The sequence below is a fragment of the Actinoplanes italicus genome, assembly GCF_003001815.1.
In the GTDB taxonomy this organism is placed as follows: domain Bacteria; phylum Actinomycetota; class Actinomycetes; order Mycobacteriales; family Micromonosporaceae; genus Actinoplanes; species Actinoplanes italicus.
Genome location: NZ_PVMZ01000053.1, coordinates 1 through 12,158 on the forward strand (window position 1 = coordinate 1; position 12,158 = coordinate 12,158).

The 12,158-nt window shown below is 73.1% G+C and carries 2 protein-coding genes; both read left to right on the forward strand.

What is annotated here, in order from left to right; all coding sequences use genetic code 11:
- On the forward strand, positions 1–10,569 hold a 10,569-nt coding region (locus CLV67_RS50655), incomplete at its 5' end, for a non-ribosomal peptide synthetase (protein ID WP_146169666.1).
- A 50-nt stretch (positions 10,570–10,619) separates the two neighbouring features.
- Positions 10,620–12,158: condensation domain-containing protein (locus CLV67_RS50660; RefSeq protein WP_249038002.1), on the forward strand; the 1,539-nt coding region annotated here is incomplete at its 3' end.

Sequence of the window (12,158 nt, forward strand, 5' to 3'; positions counted from 1 at the left end):
ACCGGCGACCTCGCCCGGCAACTACCCGACGGCAACCTCGACCACCTCGGCCGCACCGACCAGCAACTCAAGATCCGCGGCCACCGCATCGAACCGGGCGAGGTGGAGGCCGCACTCACCCGGCACCCGCGGGTCGGCGCCGCCGTCGTGGCCGGTCACGAGGACCGGCTCATCGCCTACCTGGTCCCCGACGGTGAGCTGCCCGCCGCCGACCGGCTACGCGAACACCTGCGGGTCACCCTGCCGGAACACATGATCCCGGCGCTCTACCTGGAGATCTCGAACATCCCGCTCACCACGAACGGCAAACGCGACCTCACCGCCCTGCCCGCGCCCGACAGCACCCGCCCCGAACTCAGCACCGGCTACCGGGCGCCGGCCGCCGGCACCGAACGGCTCCTGGCCGGGATCTGGGGTGACCTGCTCGGCATCGACCGGATCGGTACCGGCGACAACTTCTTCGACCTGGGCGGACACTCGCTGCTCGCGACCCGGGTGGTGAGCCGGATCCGCGCCGCCGGGCACGAGGTCACCATCGCCGACCTGTTCGACCGGCCGACCGTCCGTGAACTCGCCGCGCTGATCGACCGCACCGGCGCCACGGCCGATCTGCCGCCGATTCTCCCGGCCGACCGGACCCGGCCGCTGCCGCTGTCGTTCGGGCAGGAACGACTGTGGTTCCTGGCCCAGCTCGACCCCGAGTCGATCGAGTACAACGTGCCGGTCCCGATCCCGTTCGACGGGCCGCTCGACGTCGAGGCGCTCACGGCGGCACTGACCGGTCTGGTGGCCCGGCACGAGGTCCTCCGTACCCGGCTGGTCCCCGGCCCCGACGGCCGCCCGGTGCAGGTGATCGACCCGCCGCGGCCGTTCCCGCTGGTCACGATGGACATGACCGAGGCCTTCGCGGGCGCCCGGACGCCGTTCGACCTGGCCGAGGGGCCGCTGGTGCGGGCCACCCTGCTACGGGCCGGCGAGGACCGGCACGTGCTGGCGCTGGTTCTGCACCACGCGGTCTTCGACGGCTGGTCGTCGGGCATCCTGCTGCGCGAGCTGGCCGCCCTCTACGAGGCGCACCGCGACGGGCGGCCCGACCCGCTGCCGCCGCTGCCGGTCCAGTACGCCGACTACGCCGCCTGGCAGCGCGAACGCCTCAGCGACGACCTCCTCGAGGAGCAGCTCGGGTTCTGGCGGACGACGCTGGCGGACCCGCCGGTGCTGGAACTGCCCACCGACCGTCCCCGGCCGCCGGTCCGGTCCACCGACAGCGACGTCGTGAACCTCGTCGTCGGCCCGGACACGACCACGGCTCTGCGGGAGCTGTCGCACCGGCACGGCGCGACGATGTTCATGACGCTGCTCGCGGCCTACGCCGTGCTGCTGCACCGGCACACGGGTCAGGACGATCTGCTGGTCGGCACTCCGGTCGCGAACCGGCACCACCCCGACACCGAGCAGCTGATCGGGTTCTTCCCGAACACCCTGGTGCTGCGGGCGGGGCTGCACGGCGACCCGACGGCCGAGGAGCTGCTGGGACGGATCCGTGCCACGGCGCTGGATGCGTACGCTCATCAGGAGGTGCCGTTCGAGCGGCTGGTCGACGAGCTGGTCACCACCCGTGACCGGTCCCGCACCCCGCTCGTGCAGACGCTGTTCACCCACGCGGTCAGCAACACGGACGTACGCGCGGAGTCGGCCGGCGAGACGGCGCTGACGAGCGCGAAGTACGAGCTGGCCCTGACCGTCACCGAGGCGGCCGACGGTCTCGCGGTGTCGTTCGAGTACAGCACCGCGATCCTCGACCGCGACACCGTCGACCGGCTCGCCGAGCACCTGCGCACGCTGCTCGAGGCGTTCGCCGGGCACGCGGCGCTGCCCGTCTCCCGCCTGCCGATGCTGACCGCCGCCGAGCACGACCGGCTGCGGGAGTGGAACGACACCACCGTGCCGCTGCCCGCCGACGTGACCGTGGACGTGCTGGTCACCCGGCAGGCACGGTTGCGCCCCGAGGCGATCGCCGTGCAGGACGGCGCGCGGTCGGTCAGCTACCGCGAGCTGGACGAGTCGTCGGACCGGCTGGCATGGCGGCTGCGGGAACTCGGCGCCGGGCCGGGCGAGGTGGTCGCGCTGCGGATGGAGCGGGGCGCCGGGCTGGTCGTCGCGGCCCTCGCGGTGTGGAAGGCGGGCGCGGCCTATCTGCCGCTCGACCCGGAACTGCCGGCCGCGCGACTGGACTTCATGCTGGCCGACAGCGGGGCGGCGATCGTGCTGACCGACACGGACGCGGCCGGCGGGCGGGCGTTCGAGGGCGGACCACGGGTTCCGGGCGCACCCGCCTACCTCATCTACACGTCGGGTTCGACGGGCGTACCCAAGGGTGTCGTCGTCTCGCATCGCAACCTGGTCAACTTCCTGCTGTCGATGCAGGACGACCCGGGCATGTCGAGTGCGGACGTGCTGCTGGCGGTGACCACGTTCGGGTTCGACATCGCCGGCCTGGAGCTGTTCCTGCCGCTGATCGCCGGTGCCCGGGTGGTCGTCGCCGACCGGGCCACCGCGCGGTCGCCGCGGCTGCTGGCCGAGCGGATCGTCACCTCCGGCGCGACGATCCTGCAGGCCACCCCGGCGACCTGGCAGATGCTGGTGGACGACGGCTGGGCGGGTGCGCCCCGGCTGCACGCGCTGTGCGGCGGGGAGGCGCTGCCGCCCGACCTGGCCGGGGCGCTGCTGGAACGTACCGCCGGGTTGTGGAATCTCTACGGGCCGACCGAGACCACCGTGTGGTCCGCGCACCAGGAGATCCTCGCGGGTGATCCGGTCGGTCTCGGGCGGCCGGTCGCGAACACCACGATCCATCTGCTCGACGAGCGGCTGCACCCGGTTCCGGCCGGTGTGACGGGCGAGGTCTTCATCGGTGGGGCGGGCGTCTCGGGCGGATATCACCGCAGGCCCGCCCTCACCGCGGAGCGTTTCGTCCCGGACCTCTCCGGTACGGACGGCGCGCGCCTGTACCGCACCGGTGACCTGGCCCGGCGCCGGGCCGACGGGCGGCTCGACTACCTGGGCCGCACCGATCACCAGATCAAGCTGCACGGCCACCGGATCGAACCCGCCGAGATCGAGAAGGCCCTGCTCGATCAGCCCGGCGTCACCGCGGCGCTGGTCACGGTCGTGCACCGGCGCCTGGTCGCCTACCTGGTGACCGCACTCGGCGTCACCGAACTGCGGGACCGTCTCGCGGAGAGGCTTCCGCGCTACATGGTTCCGGCCACGTTCGTCGAGCTGGACGCGTTCCCGCTGAACGCCAACGGCAAGGTCGACCGGGCCGCGCTCCCGGCGCCCGGCAGTGACCGCCCCGACCTGGCCGTCTACCGCGCCCCGGCGACCACGACCGAGAACGCGCTGGCCATGATCTGGCGCAACCTGCTCGGCCTGGACCGGGTCGGTGCCGACGACGACTTCTTCGAGCTCGGCGGGCACTCGCTGCTGGCCGCGCAGGCCGTGAGCCGGATCCGGGCCGCCACCGGCGCCGACGTGCCGCTCGCCGCGCTGTTCGACCACCCGACGGTGGCCGGGCTGGCCGCCGTCGTCGACGCGGTGGCGGGCGGTTCGTCGCCGGATCCGATCGGCCGCGCCGACCGGGACGGGCCGTTGCCGCTGTCGTTCGCCCAGCAGCGACTGTGGTTCGCGGCCCAGCTCGACCCCGGATCGCCCGAGTACAACCTGGCGCTGGCCCTGCCGCTCGCCGGGCCGATCGACGTCACCGCGCTGACCAGGGTGTTCACCACTGTGGTCGAGCGGCACGAGGTGCTGCGGACCCGGCTCGTGGCCGGGCCTGACGGCGAACCCGTCCAGGTCGTCGACCCGCCCGCGCCGTTTCCGCTCGAACTGACCGGGGTTTCCGTCGAGGGGCACGCCGCCAGGCCGTTCCGGCTCGACGAGGAGCACCCGCTGCGGGCCGCCCTGATCAGGCTGGACGACGAGCGGCACGTGCTCTCGCTGTCCATGCACCACGTGGCCTCGGACGAGTGGTCGACCCGGCTACTGCTGCACGAGATCGAGGTGCTCTACGACGCCTACCGCGAGGGCCGGCCGGACCCGCTGCCGCCGCTGCCGGTCCAGTACGCCGACTACGCGATCTGGCAACGCGACCGGATCACCGGGGCCGTGCTGGGCGAGCAACTCGCGTACTGGCGGGACCGGCTCGCCGGCGCGCCGGTCCTCGAACTGCCCGCCGACCGGCCACGGCCGCCGGTCCGGTCAACGGCGGCCGGGGTGGTCGACTTCGTGGTGCCGGCGGCGCTCACGGCGGCGCTGCGGCGGCTGTCGCGGGGTGCCGGGGCGACGATGTTCATGACCCTGGCGGCCGCGTACGCCACGCTGCTGCACCGGCACACCGGGCAGGACGACGTGCTGGTCGGCTTCCCGGTCGCGAACCGGGGCCGGCCCGAGACCGAGCGGCTCATCGGCTTCTTCGTGAACACGCTGGTGCTGCGCAGCCGGGTGGCCGGTGACCCGACGTTCACCGAGCTCCTGGCCGGCATTCGGGAGGACACCCTTTCGGCGTACGCCCATCAGGACCTGCCGTTCGAACAGCTGGTCGGCGAGCTGGTCACCGAGCGGGACCGTTCCCGGACACCGCTGATCCAGACGCTGCTCAACTACGTGACCACCGCTGAGCACGCCGGTTCCGAGGGCGATTCCGCGGCGAGCACCCCGCTCGCCAGGTTCGAGCTCACTCTGTCGATCGAGGAGAACGCGGACGATCTGCGCTGCTCACTGCTCTACAGCAGCGCGCTGTTCGACCACGACCGGATCGAACGGTTCGCCGGTCACCTGCTCACCCTGCTGACGGCCGTGGCCGAGGACCCGCACCGTCCGCTGTCGCGGCTGCCGCTGCTCACCGCCGCCGAGCGGGCCGACCTGACGACGTGGAACGACACGGCTCTGCCGGTCGAGCCGCTGACCGCCCACGAGTTGTTCGCCGCCCACGCCGCCCGGCAGCCCGCCGCGCCCGCCATCGCCGGCACCGGCGTGACTTACGGCGACCTCGACGCTGCCTCGGACCGGCTCGCGCGCCATCTGCTCGAACGCGGCATCGGTGCCGAAACGGTTGTCGGGCTGCACCTGCGGCGCGGGCCCGGGCTGATCACCGCGATCCTGGCGGTCTGGAAGGCGGGAGCCGCCTACCTGCCGCTCGACCCGGCCCACCCGGCGGACCGCCTCGCCTACATGCTCTCCGACAGCAAGACGAGCCTGTTGATCACCGACACCGAGGCAGGCCCGTTCATCACCGACAGCGATCAGCTCGTGAGGCGAGTGCCGGTTCTCCGGCTCGACGACCCGGCGGTCGTGGATCCGGCCGGCACGACGCCCGACGTGAGCGTCCATCCCGAGCAGGCCGCCTACCTGATCTACACGTCCGGCTCCACCGGGCGGCCCAAGGGCGTCACCGTCACCCACCGCGGCCTGTCCAACCTGGTCGGCGCCACGCATCAGCTGTTCCCGGCCGGGCCCGGCGACACCACGCTGCAGTTCGCCTCGCCGAGCTTCGACGCCAGCGTCTCGGAGATCATCATGGCGCTGACCTCGGGCGCCACCCTCGCGATCGCGCCCGGCGCCGATGGCCTGGCCGGGCTCCTGCGCGAGCACCACGTGACCACCGCGACGCTACCGCCGTCCCTCCTCCGAACCCTGGAAGCCGAGGACCTGGCCACCCTCACCACGCTGATCACCGCCGGTGAACGCCTCGACCCCGGTCTCGCCGCCACGTGGGCACCGCGCTTGAACCTGATCAACGCCTACGGCCCGACCGAGACCACGGTCTGCGCCACCGCCGGGGCGATCACGCCGGCCGACAGCACCGACGCACCGATCGGGAACCCGATCGCCAACACCACGACCCACCTGCTCGACCAGCACCTCAACCCGGTCCCGGCAGGCGTCACCGGCGATCTGTTCATCGGCGGTCCCAGCCTGGCCCGCGGCTACCGCAACCAGCCCGCCCGCACCGCCACCGCGTTCGTGCCGAACCCCTTCGCCACCGACGGCTCCCGCCTCTACCGCACCGGCGACCTGGCCCGCCGGCTGCCCGACGGACGCCTGGTCTTCCTCGGCCGCACCGACCACCAGCTCAAGATCCGCGGCCACCGCATCGAGGCCGGCGAGGTGGAAGCCGCGTTGCTGAGCCTGCCCGCCGTGACGGACGCGGTGGTGACCGGCCACGACGAGCGCCTGGTGGCCTATGTCGTCCCCACCGCTCCCGCGGGTCTTCCTGCCGATGAGGATCTGCGGGCCGGGCTGCGCCTCTCGCTACCCGAGTACATGGTCCCGTCGGTGTTCGTCCGGCTGGACGCTCTGCCGCTCAACCGCAACGGCAAGGTGGACCGGGCGGCCCTGCCCGCTCCGGCAACGGAGCGTGCGGACCGAACCGTCTACCGGGCGCCCGCCGGAGCGACCGAGGAGATCCTCGCCGGTATCTGGGGTGACCTGCTCGGACTGGACAGGGTGGGAGCCGGCGACGGCTTCTTCGCGCTCGGCGGCCACTCGCTGCTGGCGATCCGGGCGGTCAGCCGGATCCGCGAGGCGCTGCACACGGATCTGCCGCTGGCCGCGCTCTTCGACCACCCCACGGTCGCCGGGCTCGCGGCCCACATCGACGGCACCGCGCACGGACCGGCCATCCCTCCGATCCGGCGCGTCGAGCGGACCGGTCCACTGCCGCTGTCGTTCGCGCAGCAGCGGCTGTGGTTCCTGGCCCAGCTGGACCCGGAGTCGCCCGAGTACAACGTGCCCGCGGTCCTGCCGATCGGCGGCGAACTCGACGCCGAGGCGCTCACCGCGGCTCTGACCGCGCTGGTCACCCGGCACGAGGTGCTGCGGACCCGGTTCGTCACCGGCACCGACGGCGTACCGGTCCAGGTCATCGACCCACCAGCCACGTTCCCGCTGGTCAAGGTGGACGCGGGCAGCCGGCGGGAGGCAGAGGACCTCATGGCGTACGACGCCCGCCTGCCCTTCGATCTCTCCACCGGCCCGCTGATCCGTGCCACGCTCATCCGCACCGCCCCGGACCGCCATCTGCTGGTGCTCTGCCTGCACCACATCGTCACCGACGAGTGGTCGGCGCGGATCCTGCGGCACGAGCTGGCCGCGCTCTACGAGGCGATCCGCGCGAACGAACCGGACCCGCTGCCCCTGCTGCCGGTGCAGTACGCGGACTTCGCCGTCTGGCAGCGTGATCTGCTCGCGGGCCCGGTCGCCGAGACGCAGGCCGAATACTGGCGTACCCGCCTGGCCGACCCGCCGCTGCTCGCCCTGCCGACCGACCACCCCCGCCCGGCGGTCCGCTCCACGGCCGGGGCGGCCCTGGACTTCACGGTCCCGGCCCGGGTCACGGCCGGATTGCGGGCGCTGGCCCGGCGGCACGGCGCGACCATGTTCATGACGCTGGCCGCCGCCTACGCCACGCTGCTGCACCGGCACACCGGACAGGACGACCTGCTGATCGGCGTTCCCGTCGCCAACCGGGAGCAGCCGGAGACGCAGGCGATGGCCGGCCTGTTCCTGAACACGCTGGTGCTGCGGGTACGACTCGACGGCGACCCACGCTTCGCCGAGGTGCTGGCCGGTGTGCGCGACGGCGCCCTGGAGGCGTACGCCCATCAGGACCTGCCCTTCGAGCGGCTGGTGGACGAGCTGGTCGACGACCGTGACCGGTCCAGGACCCCGCTGTTCCAGACGCTGTTCACCCACACGACCGGCCGCCCCGGAACCGCCGGCACCGTCGGCGACCCTTCGGGCACCGCCGACGACATGGCGAGGCCGCGGGAGGCGCTGGCCCGGTTCGAGGTGGCGCTCGCGACGCACGAGGACGAGGGTGTCCTGTCCGGCACGTTCGAGTACGCCACCACCCTGTTCGACCACGACACCGTGCGCCGGATGGCCGGTCACCTGCAGGTGCTGCTCGCCGCGGCGGCGGCTGACGCGGAGACGCCGCTGTCCGCGCTGCCGCTGCTCACCCCCGGGGAGCAGTCCTGGCTGCGGGAACTCAACGCCGGCACGGCCGAGTTGCCCCCGGCCGGTGGCATCCACGAGCTGTTCGCCGAGCAGGCCCGGACCCGTCCGGACGCCGTGGCGGTGATCTGCGGCGACGAGCGCGTCACCTACGCCGAACTGGACACCGCCGCGAACCGGGTGGCCCACCGGCTGCGCCGCCACGGGATCGGCCCGGACAGTGTGGTCGGGTTCCGCCTGGACCGCGGCATCGGTGTGATCGTGGCGATCCTCGGCATCTGGAAGGCGGGCGGCGCCTACCTGCCGCTCGACCCCGCCTACCCGGAGCAGCGGCTGCGCCACATGGTCGCCGACAGCAACGCCCAGCTCGTGATCGACCAGGCCTTCCTGGACGCCGACGAGGAGGCCGACAAGGCGAACCCGGCCGAGACCGTGCGGGTGCTGCCGGACCAGGCCGCCTACGTCATCTACACGTCGGGGTCGACCGGCGCGCCGAAGGGTGTCGTCAACACGCACCGCGGCCTGCTCAACCTGGCCACCACCCTGCAGCCGCTCGCCGGAACGGAAGCGGGACGGCCCGCCCTGCAGTTCGCGGCGTTCAGTTTCGACGCCGCCGCGGCAGACCTGGCGTTCACGCTCACCGTCGGCGCCACCCTGGTGATCGCCACCGGCGCCGAGCGCGACGAGGTGACGCCGCTGCTGCACCGGCACGACATCCGCAGCGCGAGCATCGTGCCGTCGCTGCTGGCCACGCTGGACCCGGAGGCCGTACCACAGGATGCGACGTTGATCGTCGGGTCGGAGGAGTTCCCGGCCCCACTGGTCCGCGAGTGGACGGCCCGGCACACGGTCCTCAACGCGTACGGGCCGACCGAGGCCGCGGTGATCACCACGGTCAGCCGGCTCGGCAGTGACACGGTCCGGCCCACGATCGGGCGGGCGCTGCCGAACACCCGGGCGTACCTGCTGGACAGCTGCCTGCGACCGGTTCCGGCCGGGGTGGCCGGCGAGATCTACATCGGCGGCGCCGGGGTGGCCCGCGGCTACGCCGGTCAGCCGGCGCTCACGGCGAGCCGGTTCGTGCCGAGCCCGCTGCACACCGACGGTTCCCGGCTGTACCGCACGGGCGACCTCGCACGGCTGCTGCCCGACGGAAGCCTAGATTTCGCGGGCCGTGCCGACCACCAGCTCAAGGTGCGCGGCTACCGGGTCGAGGCGGCCGAGGTCGAGGCGGCGCTGACCACCTGTCCGGGTGTGACGGGGGCGGTCGTGGTCGTGCATCGGCAGCGGCTCGTCGCCTATGTGGTGGCCGGCGGCGGGATGCCGTCCGCCGACGATCTGCGCGACCACCTGCGGCGGATCCTGCCGGCCCAGATGATCCCGTCACTGTTCGTGGAGCTGGCGGCGCTGCCGCGCAACGCCAACGGCAAACTGGACCGGGCCGCGCTGCCCGAGCCGGAGGCCACGGGGGCCGACGACCGTCAGGAGCCCGGCACCGCGACCGAGCACCTGATCGCCGAGGTCTGGGCGGAGCTGCTCGGCGTCGACCGGGTCGGCGTCACCGACTCGTTCTTCGACCTGGGCGGGCACTCGCTGCTGGCCACCCAGGCGGTCGGCCGGCTGCGCGGCCACGGGCACCGGATCGCGGTCGCGGACCTGTTCGACCACCCGACCGTGGCGGCGCTCGGCGGACTGCTCGACGGGCGGCGGGCCGAGGCGGGTCCGGACCTCGTCGCGGCGGTCACGTTGCGCGACGGCCGGACCCGGCAGCCGTTGTTCCTGGTGCACTCGGCCACCGGCGGCGTAGCCGAGTTCGCCGAGATCGCCCGCAACGTCGGCGGCGACCGGCCGGTGATCGGCCTGCAGGCACGCGGCCTGGCCCCGGACGGCGTGCCGGACGAGTCGGTGGTGGCGATGGCCGCCGCCTACCTGGACGAGGCGATCACCCTTGCGCCGGACACGCCGCTGCTGATCGGCGCCTGGTCGATGGGTGCCCACATCGCGGCCGAGATGGCGCGCCAGGCCGTGGCCGGGGGGCACCGGGTGGACGGCCTCTACCTGATCGCCCCGTCGGCCGACCTGACGCCGGAGCAGGCACGGTTTTTCGACGCGGAAGAACACGCCCGGTTCGTACGGCTGCGTCAGGCCCTGGACACGGCGATCTCCGCACCGCCCGGCACCCGCCTGACCCCGGCCGACGAGGCGCAGGTCCTGGCCGGAACCGTGCTCGGCGCCGTACAGCCCGAGGGCCTGCGTTCCGGCGACAAGTTGCAGCTGCGGGCCGCGCGGGTGGCGATCACGAACTTCCTGGCGAGCGTGGACCACGTGGCCGCGGCCGGTGACACGGAGCCGTACGACGGGAGGGTCGTGGTCCTGCTTCCCACCGGCGACCCGTCCGGCATGCGCCGCCGGACCGTCCGGCAATGGCGGCGGCTCCTGGGCCGCAAGCCCACCGTGGTCGACGTCCCCGGCCGCCACCACACGGTCATCGCCGGCTCCCCCGCCGCGTCCGTCGGCAGGTGGCTGACCGGCGAGATGGAGCGGCCACGGTGACGACCTCTGCGAACGACAGCACCACCGGTAACCGAGACGGGAGACAACCGATGCTTTCCGAGGCGAAGCGCGAACTGCTGGAGCGACGGCTGCGGGGGGAGCACGTCGCGCCCCGCACCCGGACGCAGCGGCCGGACGGCCCGATCCCGGTCTCGTACGTGCAGGAGCGCATGTGGTTCCTGGCGCAACTGCATCCGGGCGCCACCGAGTACAACACCAGCGTGCCGGTCCCGTTCGACGAGGCGGTGGACGTGCCGGCGCTGACCGCCGCGCTCGGCGCGCTGGTCGAACGGCACGAGGCGCTGCGCACCCGGCTGGTCGGTGACGCGTCGGGCGTACCGCATCAGGTGATCGACCCACCGGCGGAATTCCCGCTGCGTGAGGTGGACGTCTCGGACCGGCCCGACCCGGAGCACGCCGCGCACGCGCTGGTCGCCGAGGAGACGTGGCAGCCGTTCGACCTGGAGAAGGGCCCGCTGTTCCGTGGTGTGCTGATCCGCATCGCGGCCGACCGGTTCCTGCTGGGCCTGATGATCCACCACGCCGTGACCGACGAGTGGTCGAACCGGATCATCACGGCCGACCTGCGGGCGCTGTACGCGGCGTTCCGGGCCGGTGACCCTTCCCCGCTGCCGCCGCTGGCGACGCAGTACGCCGACTACGCGATCCGCCAGCGTGCCGCGCTCACGCCGGAGGTGCTGGAGAATCAGCTCGGCTACTGGCGGGAGCTGCTGGCCGACCCGCCCGTCCTGGCGCTGCCGACCGACCGGTCGCGCCCCGTGGACCGCGACCACCGGGGCGCGGCCCGCCGGTTCACCCTGCCGGACCACGTGGCCTCCGGGCTGCGGGAGCTGGCCCGCCGTCACGACGCCACGATGTTCATGACGCTGCTCGCCGTCTACGGGGTGGTGCTGCACCGGCGTACCGGGCAGGACGATCTGCTGATCGGCACGCCGATCGCGGACCGGGACGAGGCCGACGCGGAGACGATCGTCGGCTGCCTGGTCAACACGATGGCGCTGCGGTTCCGCTTCGACGACGATCCGACCTTCGCCGAGCTGCTGCAGCGCACCCGGGCGCAGGCGCTGACGTCGTACGCCTACCAGGACACCCCGTTCGGATCGCTCGTGGAGGAGCTGGTCCGGGAGCGGGACCGTTCGCAGCCGCCGCTGGTGCAGACGTTCTTCAACTACTACACGCACGACGGCTCGCAGGGCGAGCGGGTCGCCCTGAACGAAGGGGACGATCGGCGGATCACCGACGCCCTGGTGGAGGGCCTGTCCGTCGACTGGGACCTGCGCCTGATCTTCGCGGAGACCCCCTCCGGCCTGAACGGCGCCGTCGAGTACTCCACGGCCGTGTTCGACCACGACACGATCACGCGGGTCGTCGGTCACGTGCAGACGCTGCTCGAGTCGATCGTCGCCGACGCGGACCTGCCGGTCTCCCAGCTGCCGCTCGGCGTCGCACCGCCGGTTCGGGAGACAGCCGAACTCCCCGCTGTCGGTGGCGTCCACGAACTCGTCACCACCCGCGACGACACCCCGGCCGTCGACGACCTCACCTACCGCGAGCTGCACGCCCGCGCG